Below are 19,127 nucleotides of genomic sequence, written 5' to 3'. Positions count from 1 at the left end.
AAACGAGATGACTACATCAGGGCCGCATTCTTGCCCTTCGCACGGCGACGACATTCCGGTCGGCACCGTCAACGAGGCCGTTCTCCTGGACGGCAGGCCGCTGCGGCACACCGAGACGGAGCTCCCCGCCTGCGCACGGTCCCATCAGGAGGCCGGGAAGAAGGTCACCGGCGATGACTCCCCGCGCCCGTCCGGCTCGCCGCCCGAGAAGCATCCGGGCCAGAAGACGCATCCCCTCCTGCAGCGCTGGCTCGCCGAACGGGATCCGGAGGACCGGGTCGTCCTGGTCATCACCTTCAGGGACGGCCTGGGGGTCCCCCGCTTCCCCGACCCCGCCCCAGGCGGGCGGGACAGTGAGGAGAACCGCCACCGGCTCGCCGCGGCCGACGAGTTGGCCCGCTTCACGCAGGCTGCCAGGGCCGACGACTATGAGGAACTGGGCGACCGGATGAGCAGACAGCACGGGGCCGAGGTACTGGAGAGGTTCTGGCTGGTCCGCGCGCTGCGAGTGCTGATGCCGCTTAAGGAGGTCCGGCGCCTGATCGAGGACGCCGAGGTGCTGTACGTCCAGCCGGACGAGGGCGGCGAGCAGCCCCCGCAGAGCCCTCCGGAGGCCAGGGTCTCCGACGGCAGGAAACTCATCGGCTCCGGCTCCCTCGCCGGTACCCACCACGCCTCCGGGTTCATCGGCCTGCTCGACACCGGCGTCCGGAGCACGCACGTGCTGTTCAACGAGCCATCACACCTCGGCGACCTGTGCGACTGCGTCAACGGCGGCCAGGATTGCCGATCCGGTCCCGGCATCGACCCGGACGACTGCCAGAACCACGGCACGGCCAGCGCGGCGATCATCACAGGGAACCATCGCCTGGGCGACGACTATCTCGGCGTCACCGGCCTCACGCTGGACAGCTGGAAGGTCTACTCCTCCGAACGGGCTCCCGACGGGAGCTGCATCGGCGGTCTCGTGGCCGGCGCCACGATCCGGGCCTTCGAGAACGCGCTCCGCCGCCTCGACCGTGTCATCGTGGCCGAGACGCAGGGTGACGGCACCGCCTGGAGTGGCATCTCCATGGCGGCCGACAACGCGTTCGACGCCGGGGCCGTCGTCATCGCGGCGAACGGCAACTACGGCCCCTGGGAACGGTCCGTCAAGGAGCCCGCCGTGGCGCACAAGGTGATCGGCGTGGGCTGCTTCGACGCGTTGACGGGCGACGACATCGACGAGCAGAGCCGCGGGCCCACCGAGGACGGCAGGTACAAACCCGACATCCAGGCGCCGACGAACACGGTGACGGCCAGCGCCACCGCAGACAGCGCCACCGCGAGGTTCGATGGCACGAGCGGCGCGACCCCCTACGCCGCCGGGGCCGCCGCGATCCTGCGCGAGTGGCTGTCCCTGAGCCCAGGAACGGTCGACCCCGGCCAGGTGTATGCGTTCCTGATCCTGTCCGGGCAGAACCCGCACGCGCTCGACAACGCCCACGGCGCAGGACGCATCCGCCTCCCGGCGGCCGGCCGTCTCTGGTGGGGCAGGCTGGACATGTCACAAGGCCAGCACGTTGACATCCCCATCTCTGTGTCCCAGGGCATGGCGCTCGACGCCGCACTGTGGTGGCCGGAGGGCGGAGCCAAGGTCTTCGGTTACGTCGACGAATGGCACAACGACTTCGACCTGCACATCGTGGGCCCGGGCGGCGTCAAGGGCGCGTCCAGCGTCTCGACCTTGAGCGTGTTCGAGCGCGCCCAGGCCACCGGCCCGCTCCACCCTGGTGAGTGGAAGGTGGGCGTTCACGCTCACAGCGTCCAGATGACTCCTGCGGTCGTCTACTGGGCGGTCCACCTGCGGGAGTGACGTCCCTGCCGGTGGCGACCGGAGTAACCATGCCGCCGATGGCGCTGACGCCGGTGATCACCTCGCCGCTGCGATCGCCGCCACTCAACCGGGACGGGCGGCTTGTCCGAGTACGCGACAATACCGGGTGTGATTGTGGATCAGGCGATTTACTGCGGCGGCGTGCGTGAGACCATCACGGGAGACATCAGCGACGCGTTCAACGCGGCGCGGGCCAGGGGCGACTGCTTCCTGTGGATCGGCCTGCACGACCCCTCGCAGGAGGAGTTCGACCTGATCACCCGCGAGGTGGAGCTGCATCCGCTGGCGGTCGAGGACGCCATCCACGCCCACCAGCGGGCCAAGCTCGAACGTTACGACGACACCCTGTTCGTGGTGCTCAAGCCGCTGCTGTACGCGGAGGACACCTCCGACATCGAGGTCGGCGAGATCAACCTGTTCCTCAGCCCGGACTTCGTCATCAGCGTCCGGCACGGCCAGGCGGCGCCGCTCGGCGCGGTGCGCCGCCGCCTCGAGTCCGATCCCGGGCTGCTCGCCGCGGGCCCGTCGGGGGTGCTGTACGCGATCTGCGACCAGGTCGTGGACGACTACGGCCGCATCACGCACGAGATCGAGAGCGACCTCATCGCGCTGGAGCGCCGGGTGTTCAGCGGCGAGTACGCCGACGCCACCGAGGACATCTACTCGCTCAAGCGCGAGGTCCTGGAGTTCCGCACCGCCCAGGACCCGCTGATCCCGGTGCTGGAGGAGATCGTGAAGGGCCGGGTCGAGCTGTGCTCGGCCACCCGGGAGCAGTTCCGCGACGTGCTCGACCACCTGCTGCGCGTGGACGCGGCGGTCGACGAGCACAACGAGCTGCTCACCAGCGCCCTGACCGCCCACCTGGCGCTGACGGGGCGGGAGCAGAACAAGGCGGCCATGCAGCAGAACGCCGACATGCGCAAGATCTCGTCGTGGGCGGCGCTCATCGCCGTCCCGACCATGATCGCCGGCATCTACGGCATGAACTTCGACTACATGCCCGAGCTGCACTGGGCGTTCGGCTATCCCCTCACCCTGGGCGTCATGGTCGTCGCCGTGATCATCGTCTTCCGGCTGCTGCGCAGGAGCGGATGGCTCTGACGAGCCGCGCTCACCAGGTCCGCGGCAGCGGGAAACGGGCGCGCACCGCGAAGCCGCCGTCCGGCTCCGGGCCGGTCTGCAGGCTGCCCTGCACCATCGCCAGCCGCTCGCGCATGCCGACCAGCCCGTGGCCGGGCCGCCTGCCAGCCTCGGCCGCGCCTGCCACGGCCACGCCGGTCGTGGCGGGCGGCCTGCCGGCCGTCGCGGGCGCGTTGCGCACCTCCAGCGTGAGCGCCTGCTCGGTGTAGCCGATGGCGACCGCCGTCGGGGCGGCGCCGGCGTGCCGCAGCACGTTCGTCAGGGCCTCCTGCAACACCCGGTACGCGGTGACGTCCAGCACGGGCGGCAGCGGGGGCAGGACGGCGGGGGCGTCCAGCGTCACGGCCAGGCCGGCCGCGCGCACGTCCGCGATCAGCTCGTCCAGCCGCACCAGCGACGACATCGGCGCCACCTGCTCGCCCTCGACGGGCTCGCGCAGGAGGCTGACCAGGCCGCGCATCTCCTCCACGGTCTGGCGCCCCAGCCGCTCCAGCCCGGCCACGACCTCCCGCTCGGCCGGACGGTCACCGAGCATCCGGCGCAGCGCGCCCAGTTGCAGCGTCATCACGCTGACCGAGTGCGCCACCGCGTCGTGCACCTCCCTGGCGATGCGCGTGCGCTCCTGCGCGACCGCCGCCTGGGCGCCGGCCTCACGCTCGGCGTCGAGGGCGGCGGCCAGCTCCGCGTACTGTGTCGCCCGCTCCTCGCTGCGCCGCGCCAGCAGGCCCATGGACCAGCACGGCAGCAGGACCGCCGGGACGAACAGCAGCTCCCACGCGGGCGCCCCGGACGGCGCCGTGGCGGCGAACGACACGGCGGCCAGGCCCAGCGCCAGGGCGGAGCGGCGGGGTGGCTCGCGCCAGCCGGCCCAGCTGACCGCTCCGATCATGCCGATCACCGCCGCGCCGGAGATCCCGGGCGCGCCGGAGAGCAGCATGCCCGCGGGCAGGCAGAGCGCCGCGATCAGGGTGCCGGCGAGCGGGTGCCGGGCCGCCAGCATCAGGCCGGCGCCCATCACGACCCCCGACACCCAGGTGGCCGTGGCGGCGGCGCCGAAGAAGTCGTCGAGCCGCGTCTCGGCCACGGCCAGCACGGCGACCAGAGGTCCGAACACCATGGGTATGAGGCGTACGTCCCTCAGCCGCGTCCACGTCATGGCCACCGATCGTAGGCGTGGCCCACGCTCGCGCGACTCCGCCCGACGGGGGATCCTGACAGCTCACCGTCTCCCCCTGACAGCGGACCCGGTGCGCGCGCGTCCAGGGCGGTGAACCGTTCGGCGGCCAGGACGCGGGCAGGCTCGACCTGCTCCGCGTCAGGGGCGGCCGGACCGCCGCCGTACCGGGCTGACCCCGGGGCGGGTCAGCTCGTGACGGTCACGTCCCGCAGCAGGAAGTAGCTCATGGCGTCGGCCTGCAGGTACAGGTGGAACTTGTCCGCCCTGGGCCTGGCCGTCTTGTCGGCGGTGACGATCGTGGCGATCACGTAGTTCTTGGCGACGTTGGCGCGGATCTGCCCGTACGCGAACGTGTCCAGGGTCATGTCGCTGCGGATGTTCACGGCGTTCGAGCCGAGCTTGGCCAGGCGCGTGGCGGCGGCCTTGGCCGCCTTGTCCGTCGGGAACGCCATCGCCACCTGCACCGCCCTGAGGTGACCCCGGTACGCCGAGTAGGCGACCTGGATGGCGCGTTCGCACTTGTTCGTGGCCAGCACGCCCTCGCCGTCCACCGGGGCGCACGTGTCGTACGACCAGCCGCCGACCTTGTTCGCCGAGAACTTGACCGCCTCGAAGCGGAAGTTCCAGTCGCCGAACTCGCTGTGCGCGATCGGCGAGCCCGGGGCGGCCCGCGACGAGCCGGGGGTGGTGTCCGAGGGCTCGCCGGCCGATCCCGTCGGCTCCTCCGCCGGCTCTTCCGCCGGTTCCTGCGATGGCTCGTCCGACGGGGAGTCGGATTCCAAGGGTGCCGTGGTGGGGCCGGACGTGCCGGTGCCGGACACGCCGGCGGCGGGTTCGGTGCGGGAGGCGTTGAAGTAGGCGACCGTGCCGGCCGTGCCGCCCAGGAGCAGGATGACGCCCAGGCCGGCGGACAGGCCGATGATCAGGGTGTTGTGGCGTTTGGGGGGCAGGCCGCCGTAGTCGTACTGGTTCTGAGGGAGGGCGTAGGGGTCGCCCTGGTTCGCGTAGGTGGTCTGGAGCTCCGGGCGGGACGCGTAGGGGCCTGAGGACAGGCCGTAGTCGGGCCGGCGCCCCTGGTCGGGTGTCGGGTCGTGCTCAGGCCAGCGCCCCTGGGCGGGGGGCGGGCCGTACTCGGGGTGGCGGCCGTGGTCGGGGGGCGGGCCTCCCTGGCGGGGCTGCGGGCCGGGATCCGGGCGGCCGGAGCCCTGGTCGTGGCCGGCGCCGCCCCACGCGCCGTACCCAGGAGGCGGGGTGGCCGGGCCGTAGCCGGGCCGGCCGTTGGCGTGCGGTGCCTGCCGGCCCCATGGATCATCGGGGTGGGGCTGGGAAGGGTAGGTCATTGGCCCATTGTGGGGCGGCTCGTGCCGCTCGCCCGGGGCACACCGCCAAGGGGCATGAGAGTGAACCGGGGCCGCGCGCCCGTACGTACAAGACGAAGGCCGCCGGTTCGATCGGGATCATCAAGGGCGTCGAGCCGCGCGGCACGAGGTGCTCAGGCGAACTCTTCGACGTACTCCTCCGCCGGTCCGAGCTCCGGCCGGTCGCGCAGCTCCAGGACGTCGCCGAGCCGTTCCAGCTCCAGTACGGTCACGGTGTTCCCGCCCGCGCGCAGCAGCGGCGCCGGGCAGTACAGCGTGACCTGGGGGCCGATCTCCCAGTGGCGGCCGAGCAGGAACCCGTTGACCCAGACGAGGCCGCGGCCGGATCCGGGCAGGGCGAGGAAGGTGTCCGCGGGCGTCTCGACATGCAGGGTCGCGACAGCGAAGCCAGCAGGTGAGGGAGCCGACGCGGAGCCGGGAACTGGGGTTGGGGCGAGGGCGGGGGCGGTCGCGAGGGTCAGTTCGGTCGCCGTCCACTCCTGCAGCGCGATCGGCGTGCTCTCCCAGCCCTGCACCATGCGCCGATCGACCAGGACGGGACCGAGCAGGCCCTTGTGCCCGCCCACGCCGGGCCCGTAGTTGACCCGGCCGAGGCTCTCGACCAGGACCTCCAGGCGGACGACCGCGCCGGTCCCGCGCACCGTGAGCTCCGGGTGGCCGGGGCCGGCGACGCCGAGGAACGTGCCGTCGGCGAAGACGAGCGCCCGGTCGCGTACGTCGGTGAGGACGAGCCGGTGCTCGCCCGCCGGGACGCGCGGGTGCGCGGTGTGCAGCACCATGCCCGCGTCGAGCCCGAGCCGCTCGAACGAGGCCGGGCGCGGCCCCGTCGAGGTGGGCGCGGGCACGGCGCGGAGGCCGGCGAGCAGGCCCGCGCGGGGGACGAGCGGCACGCGCGCGGGCGGCAGCACCGGCGGACGTTCCGGCACCCGTACGGGCCCGCGCGCCCCGAGCACCTTGCGCATGGCGTGGAACTTGGCGGTCAGCGTGCCGTCCTCGGCGACGGGCGCGTCGGAGTCGTAGCTGGTCACGGTGGGCTGCAGACGCCCGTCCGCCTCGTTGGCGCCCGCCCAGAGGCCGAAGTTGGTGCCGCCGTGCGCCATGTAGAGGCTGACGCTGCCGCCGTCGGCGATGATCCCCTCCAGGGTGCGCACCGCGCTGTCCACCCCGCGGACGTGGTGCCGCTCGCCCCAGTGGTCGAACCAGCCGTTCCAGAACTCGGCGACCACGAACGGCTCGTCCGGCCGGCGCGAGGCGAGCAGCCGCCGGGCGGCGCCGGGCTTGGAGCCGAGGGTGACGGCCGTCAGGGTGCCGGGCACGGTGCCGCCGTCCAGCATCAGCTCGGTGGGGCCGTCGGCGGTGAACAGCAGCTCGGTGATGCCGCGGGCGGTCAGCGCGTCGCGGTTCCAGCGCAGGTAGGCGTGGTCGTCGCCGAAGCTGCCGAACTCGTTCTCCACCTGCGCCGCGACGATCGGCCCGCCGCGGGCGGCCTGGAGCGCGGCCAGGCGGGGGACGAGCTCGTCGAACCAGCGGCCGACCGGGCCGGTGAAGGCGGGATCGGAGCTGCGGACGGCGACGTCACGGCCGGTGAGCCAGCTCGGCAGGCCGCCGTTCGACCATTCGGCGCAGATGTACGGCCCCGGCCTGACGATGACGTCGAGGCCCTCCTCGCCCACCATGCGGATGAACCGCTCGACGTCACGCCAGCCGTCGAAGCGGGGCGCCTCGTCCTCGCGGGGCTGGTGGAAGTTCCAGGCGATGTAGGTGTCGATCGTGTTGAGCCCGAGGTCGGCGAGCCTGCGGATCCGGTCCCGCCACAGGTCGGGGTGGACGCGGAAGTAGTGCAGCGCGCCGGACAGGATCTGGTGGGGGACGCCGCGCCGGTACAGGCGGCGGCCACCCCACGTGAGCGCGGGGGACTCGCTGGGCTGTGCCGGGGACGCGTCCGGCGCGGGGAGCTCGATCACGGGGCGAGAGCCTATGTTATCGATGCCATGTGTAACAAGCGCGCTATGATCCAGCTCAGAACGAGAGGAGCGCCATGACCAAAGCCACCGAGCGGCCCGCGAGGCAGCCCAGCATGGCTGACGTGGCCAGGACCGCCGGGGTCTCGGCGCAGACCGTCTCGCGCGCGCTGCGCGACTCGCCCAACGTCAACCCTGAGACGAAAAAGCGCGTGCTCGCCGCGGTGGAGCAGCTCGGCTACCGCTTCAACGCCGCCGCCAAGATGCTCTCCTCGGGCCGCAGCCACACCATCGGCCTCGTGCTGCTGCAGTCGGGCGGCTACTACTCGCGCTCGGCGGTGACCGCCGGCGTCGAGGCGGCCGCCGGCGAGGCCGGGTACGCGGTGAGCATCGCGACCATCGCCGGGCTCGACACGGGCCTGATGGAGCGGTCCCTGTCCAAGCTCGCCGACCAGGGCGTGGACGGCATCGTCATCGCGGTGCCGCTGATCTCCGTCACCCAGAAGATGGAGGACATCACCAGGGACATCCCCACCGTCACGCTCGACGGCTCGCGCACCGCCAGCGCCCGCGTGCTGGGGATCGACCAGAAGGAGGCCGGCCGGATCGCCACGCAGCACCTGCTCGACCTCGGTCACCGCCAGGTGTGGCACGTCTCGGGCCCCGACGAGTGGATCGAGGCCCGCCAGCGCCGCCAGGGCTGGCAGGAGTGCCTGGCCGCGGCCGGCGTCCAGGCGCCGCCGCCGCTGGAGGGCGACTGGTCGCCCGACTCCGGGTACCGGCAGGGTCAGGTCCTCGCGATGATCCCCGACGTCACCGCGGTCTTCGCCGCCAGCGACGAGATGGCCTTCGGGGTGATCCGGGCGCTGCGCGAGCGCGGCAGGTCGGTGCCCGACGACGTGTCCATCGTGAGCGTCGACGACATCGCGCTGGCCGCCTACTGCAGCCCGCCGCTGACCACCGTCCGCCAGGACTTCTACCGCTCCGGCGCGGCGGCGGTCGCGCTGCTGCTCGACGGGGCCGGCGACGGGGAGTCCCTGGTCACGGCGTCGCTGTCGGTGCGCGCCTCCACCGCGCCGCCGCGCGCCTCCTGAGCCCTGATGAGACGGCTGTTCGTGAAGTGCCACTTGCGCCGCTCATGTTATCGATGCCATCGTAACAACGCCCGCATCCAGGTGGGCAGTCGTCGGAAGGACCCATAACCATGAGGAGATCGCTCATCCTCGCGAGCGCCGTCACGGCGCTCGGACTGCTCACCGCCTGTGGGGCCGACGGGGGCGGCTCGGACGCCGGCTCCGGCAAGACGACCCTGAGCGTCGCCGCCCTCGAAGGCGGCTACGGCCGGGACATGTACACGCAGGTCATCCAGGCGTACGAGGCCAAGCACCCGGACGTCGACGTGCAGCTGCAGATCTCCAAGAGCATCGAGGACGAGATCACGCCGAACATGAAGGCCGGGCGCTTCCCGGACGTCGTGGTGCTCGGCCAGGGCCGCAAGGCCGCGCTCACCGAGACGCTGATCAAGGACAAGGCCCTCGAGGACCTCACGCCGGTGCTGCAGGCGAAGGTGCCGGGCGAGGACAAGACCGTGGGCGACAAGCTCATCGACGGCATCGTGGGCAACCTCAACACCAACCCGTACGGCGACGGCAAGACGTACACGATGCCGATGTACTACGCGCCGACCGGGCTGTTCTACAACAAGGGCCTGTTCGACCAGAAGGGCTGGAAGGTCCCGGCGACCTGGGACGAGCTGTTCGAGCTGGGCGAGACGGCCAAGAAGGACGGGATCTCGCTGTTCACGTACCCGACGGCCGGGTACCTCGACTCGTACTTCTTCGCGCTGCTGGCCGACGTCGGCGGCGAGCAGTTCTACACCGACGTCATGACGTACAAGCAGGGCGTGTGGCAGACGCCGCAGGCGCGGCAGGCGCTCGACCTCACCACCAAGCTGCTCAAGTACGCCGCGCCGACCACGGTCGGCTACGCCAACGAGCAGGACTTCACCAAGAACCAGCAGTCGATCCTCGACAACAAGACGCTGTTCATGCCGAACGGCACCTGGATCGTCGGCGAGATGAAGGACGCCCCGCGCGCCGACGGCTTCACGTGGGGCCTGACGCCGCTGCCGGCGGTCACGGCGGGCGGCAAGCGTTACATCACGACGTCGGTGGAGTCGGTCTGGGTGCCGAGCGGCGCCAAGAACAAGGACGCCGCCAAGGAGTTCGTCGCCTACCTGTACTCCGACGAGGCGGCGAAGATCTTCGCCAAGGCCAACGCGATCCAGCCGATCCAGGGCATCGCGAGCAGCCTGTCCGAGGAGAACGCCGAGTTCTACCAGGTCTACGAGGACCCGTCGGTGACCGCGCTGGTCGGCGGGTTCGCCAGCACCGCACCGGTCGAGGGCGTGGACATCAAGGCCGCGCTCTTCGACACCGCCAACAGCATCATCAGCGGCGACAAGACCGAGGACCAGTGGCAGGCCGCGCTCAACGACGCCAGCGAGAAGCTGCGCCAGGCGGGGAGCTGAGCCGTGGCAAGACCCGCGGAGCGGGGCAGGCGCGGCAACGGCCTGTTCGTGCTCGCCTGCCTCCTGCCCGCGCTCGTGCTGTTCGTCGTGTTCATGATCGTCCCGACCGTGAACGTGTTCCGGATGTCGTTCTACACCTGGAGCGGGTTCTCCCCGGACATGCGGTTCGTGGGGCTGGACAACTTCACCCGGCTCCTCGACGACGAGCAGTTCGTGCGCGCGTTCCAGAACACGGTGGCGCTCCTCGTCGTCGTGACGGTCGTGACGATGGGCATGGCCCTGTTCCTGGCCGCGATCATGACGCGGCAGAAGCTGCGGGGCCGGCCGCTGTACCGGTTCATCCTGTACGTGCCGAGCGTGCTGTCCGTGGTCGTGATCGCGGCGGTCTTCTCAGCCCTCTACGACCAGGAGAACGGCCTGATCAACGGCACGCTGCAGGCGCTGTCGCTGGACGGCCTGCGGCAGGTCTGGCTGGGCGACCAGCAGCTCGTGCTCTGGTCCGTCGCGATCGCGATGGTCTGGCAGTCGCTCGGCTACTACATGGTCCTCTACATGTCCGGCATGTCGAGCATCCCGGAGTCGCTCTACGAGGCCTCCGCGCTCGACGGCGCCTCCGCCGGGCGGCAGTTCTTCGCCATCACGCTGCCGCTCATCTGGCAGAACCTGCGCACGACGCTGACGTTCTTCGTGATGAGCGCGGTCAACCTCAGTTTCGTCCTCGTCCGCGCGATGACCGGCGGCGGTCCCGACGGCTCCTCCGAGGTGCTGCTGAGCTACATGTACAAGCAGGCGTACACGAACTCGTCGTACGGCTACGGCATGGCCATCGGCGTCGTCATCTTCGCGTTCTCGTTCCTCGTGTCGCTGCTGGTCAGCCGCGCGACGCGGCGCGAGCCACTCCAGTTCTGAAGGCACTGCCATGACCAAGACACTGCGCGCCGGCCGGGCGCTGACCTACGTCCTCGTCACCGCGATCGCGCTGGCCATCGCGGTGCCGGTCGGCTGGGTGCTGCTGGCCTCGCTGAAGCGGAAGGGCGAGTTCTACGGCAGCCCGTGGACGCTGCCCGAGGGCCTGCACCTGCAGAACTACGTGGACGCCTTCGTCACCGCGCGCATGGGGCAGTACTTCTTCACCTCGGTGCTGGTGACCGTGCTCGGGCTGGTGTTCGTCATCGCGGTGTCCGTGCCCGCGGCGTACGTCATCGCCCGGTACGAGTTCCGCGGGCGCGGCCTGGTGGAGGTCGCGCTGCTGGCGGGGCTGTTCGTCAACGTCAACTACATCGTCGTGCCGATCTTCCTCATGCTGGTGGACTGGGACCGCGCGCTCGTGGACGTCTTCCCCGGCGGGTTCTTCATCGACAACCCCGGCGTGCTGTCGCTGGTGTACGCGGCCACGTCGATCCCGTTCACGATCTACCTGCTGGCCGCGTACTTCCGGTCGATCCCCGCCGACTACGAGGAGGCGGCGGCGCTGGACGGCGCGTCCCGCTTCCAGGTGATGACCAGGGTCATGCTGCCGATGGCGCGGCCCGCGCTGACCACCGTGATCCTGTTCAACTTCCTGGCCTACTGGAACGACTTCATCATCGCGCTCACCCTGCTCCCCGGGGAGGGCAAGACGCTGCAGGTGGGCCTGCTCAACCTGATGACCGCGCAGAAGGCTGCGGCCGACTACGGGCGGCTGTACGCAGGCATGGTCATCGTCATCGTTCCCGTCCTCATCTTCTACGCGTTCATCCAGCGCCGGCTCATCGAAGGCATGGCGTCCGGCGGCGTGAAGGGCTGATGCACAGTGAAGGATTCGACACGCGGTGCGCTGGTCGTCACCGCCCGGACGCTGGTCGCGGCCGGCTGCGTGGCCGTCGTCGTGGCCGCCCGCACCCCGGTCGGGTGGGGGAACCTCGCGCTCATGCTCGCCGGCCTGGCCGGGCTGCTGGCCGTGCTGGCCTCCTACAACCGGAGGTGGCGATGAACGGGAAGGCTCTGGCGAGGGTCCGGCCGAGCGGGCGGCAGCTCGCGTGGCAGGCGATGGAGTTCTACGGGTTCATCCACTTCGGCATGAACACGATGACCGACAGGGAGTGGGGCGAGGGGCACGACGACCCCGCCCTGTTCGATCCGGCCGCGCTGGACGCCGACCAGTGGGTGCGGGCGCTGAAGTCGGCCGGGATGACCGGGGTCATCCTCACCTGCAAGCATCACGACGGGTTCTGCCTGTGGCCGAGCGAGGTGACCTCGTACACGGTGGCGGCCTCGCCGTGGCGCGGCGGCCGGGGTGACGTGGTGGCGGAGGTCGCGCAGGCGGCGCGGCGGCACGGGCTGAAGTTCGGCGTCTACCTGTCGCCGTGGGACCGCACCGAGGCGTCGTACGGCGGCGGCGCCACGTACGACGACTTCTACGTCGCGCAGCTCACCGAGCTGCTCACCAGGTACGGGCCGGTGTTCTCCGTCTGGCTGGACGGCGCGAACGGCGAGGGCCCGAACGGCAGGCGGCAGACCTACGACTGGGAGCGGTACTACGCGGTGGTCCGCGAGCTGCAGCCGGACGCGGTCATCAGCGTGTGCGGGCCCGACGTGCGGTGGTGCGGCAACGAGGCCGGCGACACGCGGCCCGACGAGTGGAGCGTGGTGCCGCGGGCGCTGCAGGACGCCGAGCGGATCGCGGACCGGTCGCAGCAGGCGGACGACGGCGCCTTCGCGCGGCAGGCGATCCGCAGCGACGAGCGCGACCTCGGCAGCCGGGCCGCGCTGGCCGGGCACGAGGACGACCTGGTCTGGTATCCGGCCGAGGTGAACACCTCGATCCGGCCCGGCTGGTTCCACCATCCCGCCGAGGACGGGGCGGTGCGGCCGGTGGAGGAGCTGTTCACCATCTACCTGCGTTCCGTCGGCGGCAACTCGTGTTTCCTGCTCAACGTGCCGCCGGCCCGTGACGGGCGGCTGCGGGAGGCGGACGTGGCGGTGCTGGAGGGGCTGGGGCGGCGGATCGCGGACTTCCGGGCGCGGCGGGTGAAGGCGGTCGTGACGGTGTCGTCGGGGTTCGCCGGCGACGTCGCCGCCGCCTGGCCGGGCGAGGCCGGCGAGGGAGCGGTGGCGCCCGCCCTGCCGGATGCGGCCCGGCGGCCGTGGCGGCCGGACGCGGCAGACCCCCTGCCCCGGGCGACGCTCGAGTTCGACCGGCCGCGCCGGATCGAGGCGGTCTGCGTCGGCGAGGACATCACGCAGGGGCAGCGCATCGAGCACGTCGTCGTGCGCGGGCGCCTCGGGGACGGCCGGTGGACGGCGCTCGGCGAGGCGAACGCGGTGGGTTACCGGCGCATCCTGACGTTCGCGCCGGTGGAGGTGGACGCCGTGCGGGTCGAGGTGCCCGGGACCCGGGACACGCCGGTCATCGCCCGCGTGGCGGCGATCGAGGCGGCCTCGTGAAGGGCACCGCGGGCACCGCGCCGAAGAGCCCCGCGCGCAAGCGCGTTGAGCGAAGCGACGCCAGGCGCGGCGACGCTCGACACAACGGCGCTCGACACAACGGCGCTCGGCGAAACGGAACGGGACGGAACGGCTCTCGGCGAAACGGAACGGGACGGAACGGCTCTCGGCGAAACGGAGCGGGACGGAACGGAGCGGGGCGCAGGCCGGTGCGGCGGGCCGTCGTCCTGATCGCCGGCGTCGTGACCGCCCTGGCCGCCGTCCTGGTGGGCACCGGTGTGGTGCTCAGCCGGCACCCCGACCGGGTCGCCGCCATCGACGGCCACCCCGTCACCCGCGACGAGCTGCTCTTCCACCTGCACCGGCTCGCCCCCGCCGTCCAGAACGAGTTACGCAACCGGTACCACCTCCAGGGCGCGATCGACTGGACCGCGAAGGCCGGCGACCGGACCGCGTTCCAGCGGCTCACCCAGCGCGCCCTCGACGAGATCCACCGGGACAAGGCCACCCTCCTCCTCGCCCAGGAGCACGGCCTGATCGGCTCCCCCGACCATGAGGACTTCCTCGCGGACCTGGACGCCGAGAACGCCCGCCGCGCCGACGCCATCGCCAGGGGCGAGGTCGTCTACGGCCTGGCCGAGTTCTCCCCCGAGGAGTACTACTCGCACCGCCTCACCGAGATCACCACGGCGCTGAAGCAACGCCTCGAACCCCAGCTCGACGTCACCGGCGCCGAGGTGCGGCAGGCGTTCGACGCCGACAGGGAGGCGTGGAGCGCGAACGCCACCACGTACACGTACTCGAAGCTCGTCGTGCCGGTCCCCGACGGCGCGCCGGCCGCCTACGCCGAGGGCCTGCAACGGCGGGTGGCCGAGGCGGACGGGCTGGCGGAGGTCGCCGAGCGCGAGCCGGGCGCCACGCTCACGACCGCCACCCACCAGGGCGGCGGCCCGGCCGCCCACGACCGGGACCTGGCGGCGGTGCTCGGCGGGCTCGGCCGGGGCCAGATCTCCGCCCCGGTGCCGGGCACAGGACAGATCACCTACTACGAGCTCGACGGCAAGACCGTCGACGAGGAGGCCGCGTTCGCCGGGTACGCGCGGCGGATCCGGCAGTCGCTCATCGAGGAGAAGTTCACCCAGTTCCTCCAGCGCCGCGTGGACAGCAGCCACATCGAGGTCGACGCGGCGGCGGTGGAGACCATCAACGCAGAGGATGCACGACTTTGACACGTTCCGCACCCCCCGTCGCGCGGGCGCTGCGGCTGGGCCTGACGGCCCTGCTCGCCGCGCTGCTCGCGGGATCGCTCGCGCCGGCCGCCACGGCCGAAGCGCACTCCCCCGCCGTCGTGAAGAAGGACCTGCCGGGCAACTCGCCGAACAGGACGGGCGGCAAGGACTACTACATCGACGCCACGAACGGCCGCGACGACGCGGCGGGCACCTCTCCGAGGACGGCCTGGCGCACCCTGGCCAAGGCGAACGCGACCACGTTCGCGCCGGGCGACCGCATCCTGCTCAAGGCCGGCGAGCAGTGGCACGACGAGCAGCTCTGGCCGAAGGGCTCGGGCAGCGCGGGCCGGCCGATCACGATCTCGGCGTACGGCGACGCGCGCGCCCGCCGCCCGTACATCGCGACGAACGGCAAGGTGCCGAGCCCGTTCAAGGCGGACGGCACGAAGAACCCCGACACGGTGGGCCTGACCGGCGCGATCGTGCTGCGCAACCAGCAGTACTTCGAGATCGACAACGTCGAGCTGTCCAACGACGACGACTTCGCCACGGACATCACCACGGGCTCGTACGTCCGCGACGGCATCGCGGTCTCGATCAACGCCGACCTGCTGGAGCCCGGCGCGGACAGCGTCATGGACCACTTCCGCATCACCGACGTGCACGTGCACGACCTCGACGGCCCGAGCACCTGGCAGAAGATCCACTACGGCGGCGTCAACTTCCAGGTCTTCGGCAGCAAGAGCTACAAGGAGTACGGCACCGGCGGCCACCACTTCCAGGACGTCAGGATCGAGGACAACACGTTCGTGAACGTCGAGCTGCACGCCGTGCAGTTCGCGTTCAACTGGTTCGCCGCCGACGGCCGGGACGCCGGCGAGTACGACGAGAGCGGCAAGTTCCACGAGGGCTGGGAGCAGCTCTGGGTGCGCACCCGCGACCTGTACAGCCGGGACGTCTACATCGGCCACAACTACGCCGAGAGCATCGGCCAGGGCGCGTTCCAGTTCGCCAACAGCAGGCACATGACGGCCGAGTACAACGAGGTCAACGGCTTCCTGGAGCGGTACGACGCGGTGTCGTGCGGGCTCTACCTGTGGGCCGGCGCCGACTCGGTCATGCAGTACAACGAGGTGTACGGCGGCCCTGACAACGAGTACGACGGCACCCCGTGGGACCTGGAGTACACCAACTTCAACGTCACCTACCAGTTCAACTACTCGCACGACAACGCGGCGGGCTGGATGGCCTACATGGGCAACAGCTCCAACTCCGTCGCCCGCTACAACCTGAGCGTCAACGACAACGGCGTGCTGGTGAAGAACATGTTGTCGACGAACTACTCGCCGACGTACTTCGTGAACAACACGTTCGTCTACGACGGCGCGGACCTCGACTACGTGCACGACGAGACGTTCCTGAGCCGGGTCTACTTCCTGAACAACATCTTCTACAACACCTCGAAGACCGAGCCGACGCCGTGGTACCGCCGGACCGGGGCGCTGCGGCAGGCGGTCTTCTCCAACAACGACTACTTCGAGGCGGGCGGCACCCACTCGGGCCAGGAGCCGGCCGACAAGGCGGGGCTGCGCGTGGACCCGCGGTTCGCCGGCGACCCGGCGCAGTACGTCACCGGCGCGGGCGTGGACCGGATCAGGAAGTCGGCGGCGCACTTCGCCCTGCGCGAGGACTCGCCGCTGATCGACGCCGGCCGCTACAACCCGCACCTGGGCACCGAGGACTTCCTCGGCACCCACATCTACCACGGCAAGGCGCCGGACATCGGCATGGCGGAGAGCCGGGCCGGCAAGAAGGTCAGGAACCCGGTGGACACCGATCCCATCGAGGAGGAGGGCGAGGGGCGGGTCAACCTGGCCCTCGGCAAGCCGGCCACGGCGAGCTCGACCCACCCGGGCGCGAACGGCACGCTCGGCGCGGTGAACCTGACCGACGGCGACCCGGCGACCCGCTGGGCGGCGGCGGACGACGCGGCGTACCCGATCACGCTGGACGTCGACTTCGGCGCGGACACCACGTTCGACGAGGTGTACCTGGACGAGTACACGGACTCGGGCACCAACCCGCGGGTGAGGACGTTCGAGCTGCAGCGGTGGGACGCCGGGACCGGGGCGTGGGTGACGTTCGCCGGCGGCGGCGACGGCATCGGGCATGACCTGTCGGTGACCGGCTTCGGCACCGTGACGACCGCCAAGCTCCGGGTGGCTCTCACGAGCCAGCAGCCGGCGGAGGTGTACACGCCGACGCTGACCGAGGTCGCCGTCTACCGCGGCGACGCGTGACGACCGGCTGCGCGTACGACTGACGCTGTGACGAGCGGCGACGCGTACGTCTCGTTGAGGGGCGGGTGGGCGCCTGGGCGCCCGCCCGCCCTTCCGGCTTCCCCGCACGCGGTTCAGCAGGGCGGTGGGCCAGGACGTGCCGGCGGACCGGTTCGCCCCGCAGGCCGAGGTCAGGCGGACAAGCCGGTGTCCTCGCGGTAGAGGGCCACGAGCAGCGGGCGGGTCAGGGCGGCCATCTCGGCGGGCGGGCAGGGGCAGCCGCGCCGGAGCCAGTCGGTGGCGACGCTGAGCAGGGCGCCCGCCGTGAAGGCGGCCGGGACGTCGTGCGGGGTGTCCGCGGCGCGGTCGAGGAGGCCGGCGCCGGTGCGGTTGGCGTACACGGTCACGGTGGCGCGGTGGCGGAGGTGGTCCATGACGCGGGCGCTGCCCTGCGGGCCCAGCACGCTGCGGTAGAGGCCGGCGTGCTCGGCGAGGTGCGCGAAGAAGGTCAGCAGCGTGTCGGGCCGCGCCTCGGCCGAGCCCGTCCCGTCATGGCCGGGGATGGCGTCGATGAGCTCGTCGATCATGGCCGTGCAGGCGGCCGCGGCCAGCTCGTGCACGTCGCGGTAGTGGTCGTAGAACGTGGAGCGGCTCACCCCGGCCCGCTCGGCGACGTCGGCCACGCTGATCCTCGACAGGTCCCGGTGCTGGACGAGCTCGATCAGGGTGGCCCGCAGCGCCGCCTTGGTGCGACGCACCCTCGGATCGGCGTGATCCTCGCCGCGGTCTCTGGTGCTCGTCGTCACGCACGTCAGTGTAGTCTCCCGGACAATTGAAGGTTAGGCTACAGGTGTAGGGAAGTTGTGCTGTAGGACACCATGGTGATGGGAGAGCCTTGACCACCGACTCCACCACGACGCTCCAGACCGCCCGCAGTTGCCCGTTCGCCCCGCCGGAGCAGCACCTGCGGTTCCTGCGCGAGCAGCCCGTCGCCAAGGTCGCGCTGGCCACGGGGCAGGAGGCCTGGGCGGCCACGCGCTACGAGGACATCAGGAAGATCCTGAGCGACCCGCGTTTCAGCGCCGACCGCCGCCACCCCAACGCGCCGCGGCTGAGCAGCGCCGACGGGCAGATGGCAGAATCGCCGCTGCCGAAGATGTTGCTGGAGATGGACCCGCCCGAGCACACCCAGGCCCGCCGCATGGTGATCGGCGAGTTCACCGTCCGCCGCATGGCCGCGCTGCGGCCGCGCATCCAGCAGATCGTGGACGAGCACCTCGACGCCATGCTCGACGGCCCGCGCCCCGCCGACCTGGTGACGGCGCTGGCGCTGCCGGTGCCGTCGCTGGTGATCTGCGAGCTGCTCGGCGTGCCGTACGCCGACCACGACTTTTTCCAGGTCCACTCGGCGCAGCTGCTCAACCGCGCGGCCACCGAGCAGGAGCGGCAGCACGCCGTGCTGGAGCTGGTCGTCTACCTCGACAAGCTGATCACGGCCAAGGAGCAGGAGCCCACCGACGATCTGCTCGGGCGCCAGATCGTCAAGCAGCGCGAGAACGGCGAGGCCGACCACCTGGCACTGCTCAGCCTGGCGTTCCTGCTGCTGATCGCCGGGCACGAGACCACGGCGAACATGATCTCGCTGGGCACGTACATGCTGCTGCAGCACCCCGAGTCGCTCGACGCGCTGCGCGCCGACCCCGGCAAGGTCGGGAACGCGGTGGAGGAGCTGCTGCGGTACTTCACCATCGCCGAGCTGGCGATGGCGCGGGTGGCGCTGGAGGACGTCGAGCTCGGCGGCACCGTGATCCCCGCCGGGTCCGGCGTGCTCATGCTGGCCAACGCCGGCGACCGCGACCCCGAGGCGTTCGAGGACCCCGAGCGGTTCGACATCGACCGTGACGCCCGCAGCCACCTCGCCTTCGGCTTCGGCCCGCACCAGTGCCTGGGGCAGAGCCTGGCCCGGGTGGAGCTGGAGATCGTCTTCACCACGCTGTTCCGGCGCGTGCCCGGGCTGCGGCTGGCGGTGCCCGCCGAGGAGCTCTCGTTCAAGGACGACTCCACCGTGTACGGCATGCACGAGCTGCCCGTCACCTGGTAGCGGCCGTCTCCCCCGAGCCCGCCCGC

At 71.3% G+C, this 19,127-nt stretch carries 14 protein-coding genes and 1 pseudogene; 11 read left to right on the top strand and 4 right to left on the bottom strand.

The annotated features are described in order from the left end of the window. Window positions 1–7 precede the first annotated feature (7 nt). Window positions 8–1,483 (top strand): annotated as a pseudogene (locus ACBJ32_RS01350) (S8 family serine peptidase); the annotation flags it as partial. Window positions 1,484–2,017: 534 nt separating this feature from the next. After that, window positions 2,018–2,977 carry a magnesium and cobalt transport protein CorA gene (locus ACBJ32_RS01345; protein WP_375125006.1) on the top strand — a complete coding sequence of 320 codons (960 nt, stop codon included), beginning with the start codon at window positions 2,018–2,020 and terminating at the stop codon, window positions 2,975–2,977. A gap of 10 nt (window positions 2,978–2,987) precedes the next feature. Here ACBJ32_RS01345 and ACBJ32_RS01340 read toward each other — a convergent pair whose 3' ends face one another. The 3 genes from ACBJ32_RS01340 to ACBJ32_RS01330 all read right to left on the bottom strand — a co-directional run bounded on the left by ACBJ32_RS01340 (window position 2,988) and on the right by ACBJ32_RS01330 (window position 7,536). Next, a complete protein-coding gene (locus ACBJ32_RS01340) occupies window positions 2,988–4,133 on the bottom strand; it encodes a sensor histidine kinase (protein ID WP_375125005.1) in 1,146 nt (381 codons plus the stop codon). Between the two features lie 245 nt (window positions 4,134–4,378). Continuing rightward, entirely contained in the window at window positions 4,379–5,533 is a 1,155-nt protein-coding gene (locus ACBJ32_RS01335; protein ID WP_375125004.1) for a hypothetical protein, read from the bottom strand. Between the two features lie 152 nt (window positions 5,534–5,685). Next, complete coding sequence (locus ACBJ32_RS01330; RefSeq protein WP_375125003.1) at window positions 5,686–7,536, bottom strand: glycoside hydrolase family 35 protein; 1,851 nt, start codon at window positions 7,534–7,536, stop codon at window positions 5,686–5,688. Between the two features lie 74 nt (window positions 7,537–7,610). Here ACBJ32_RS01330 and ACBJ32_RS01325 point away from each other — a divergent pair, with 74 nt between their 5' ends. From ACBJ32_RS01325 to ACBJ32_RS01290, 8 genes are all read left to right on the top strand, one after another. Next, window positions 7,611–8,627 (top strand): LacI family DNA-binding transcriptional regulator, encoded by a 1,017-nt coding sequence (locus ACBJ32_RS01325; protein ID WP_357887019.1) that lies wholly within the window; start codon window positions 7,611–7,613, stop codon window positions 8,625–8,627. Between the two features lie 110 nt (window positions 8,628–8,737). Then, window positions 8,738–10,063 carry a carbohydrate ABC transporter substrate-binding protein gene (locus tag ACBJ32_RS01320; protein ID WP_375125002.1) on the top strand — a complete coding sequence of 442 codons (1,326 nt, stop codon included), beginning with the start codon at window positions 8,738–8,740 and terminating at the stop codon, window positions 10,061–10,063. Window positions 10,064–10,066: 3 nt separating this feature from the next. After that, on the top strand, window positions 10,067–10,972 hold the full coding sequence (locus tag ACBJ32_RS01315) for a carbohydrate ABC transporter permease (RefSeq protein WP_375125001.1): 906 nt from the start codon (window positions 10,067–10,069) through the stop codon (window positions 10,970–10,972). Between the two features lie 10 nt (window positions 10,973–10,982). Continuing rightward, entirely contained in the window at window positions 10,983–11,849 is an 867-nt protein-coding gene (locus ACBJ32_RS01310; protein ID WP_375125000.1) for a carbohydrate ABC transporter permease, read from the top strand. Between the two features lie 6 nt (window positions 11,850–11,855). Beyond that, window positions 11,856–12,035, top strand: a complete 180-nt coding sequence (locus tag ACBJ32_RS01305; protein WP_375124999.1) for a hypothetical protein — start codon at window positions 11,856–11,858, stop codon at window positions 12,033–12,035. Continuing rightward, the gene (locus ACBJ32_RS01300; RefSeq protein WP_375124998.1) at window positions 12,032–13,489 is read left to right on the top strand and encodes an alpha-L-fucosidase; all 1,458 of its coding nucleotides are present in this window, start codon (window positions 12,032–12,034) and stop codon (window positions 13,487–13,489) included. Before ACBJ32_RS01305 ends, ACBJ32_RS01300 begins: the two co-directional genes overlap by 4 nt. A 209-nt stretch (window positions 13,490–13,698) precedes the next feature. Beyond that, a complete protein-coding gene (locus ACBJ32_RS01295; protein ID WP_375124997.1) occupies window positions 13,699–14,718 on the top strand; it encodes a hypothetical protein in 1,020 nt (339 codons plus the stop codon). Further along, window positions 14,715–17,021: a discoidin domain-containing protein gene (locus tag ACBJ32_RS01290; RefSeq protein WP_375124996.1), complete on the top strand. Its 2,307-nt coding sequence runs from the start codon at window positions 14,715–14,717 to the stop codon at window positions 17,019–17,021. Before ACBJ32_RS01295 ends, ACBJ32_RS01290 begins: the two co-directional genes overlap by 4 nt. Window positions 17,022–17,191: 170 nt before the next feature. On the opposite strand, the gene ACBJ32_RS01285 is transcribed toward ACBJ32_RS01290, so the two are convergent. Continuing rightward, on the bottom strand, window positions 17,192–17,806 hold the full coding sequence (locus ACBJ32_RS01285) for a TetR/AcrR family transcriptional regulator (protein WP_357887042.1): 615 nt from the start codon (window positions 17,804–17,806) through the stop codon (window positions 17,192–17,194). A gap of 89 nt (window positions 17,807–17,895) precedes the next feature. Here ACBJ32_RS01285 and ACBJ32_RS01280 point away from each other — a divergent pair, with 89 nt between their 5' ends. Beyond that, window positions 17,896–19,101 carry a cytochrome P450 gene (locus ACBJ32_RS01280; RefSeq protein WP_375124995.1) on the top strand — a complete coding sequence of 402 codons (1,206 nt, stop codon included), beginning with the start codon at window positions 17,896–17,898 and terminating at the stop codon, window positions 19,099–19,101. Window positions 19,102–19,127 lie beyond the last annotated feature (26 nt).

This window comes from Nonomuraea sp. GTA35 (assembly GCF_041950525.1).
Taxonomy (GTDB): Bacteria; Actinomycetota; Actinomycetes; order Streptosporangiales; family Streptosporangiaceae; genus Nonomuraea.
Note: the sequence above shows the minus strand (reverse complement) of the source record. Positions and strands in the feature narration are given on the sequence as shown.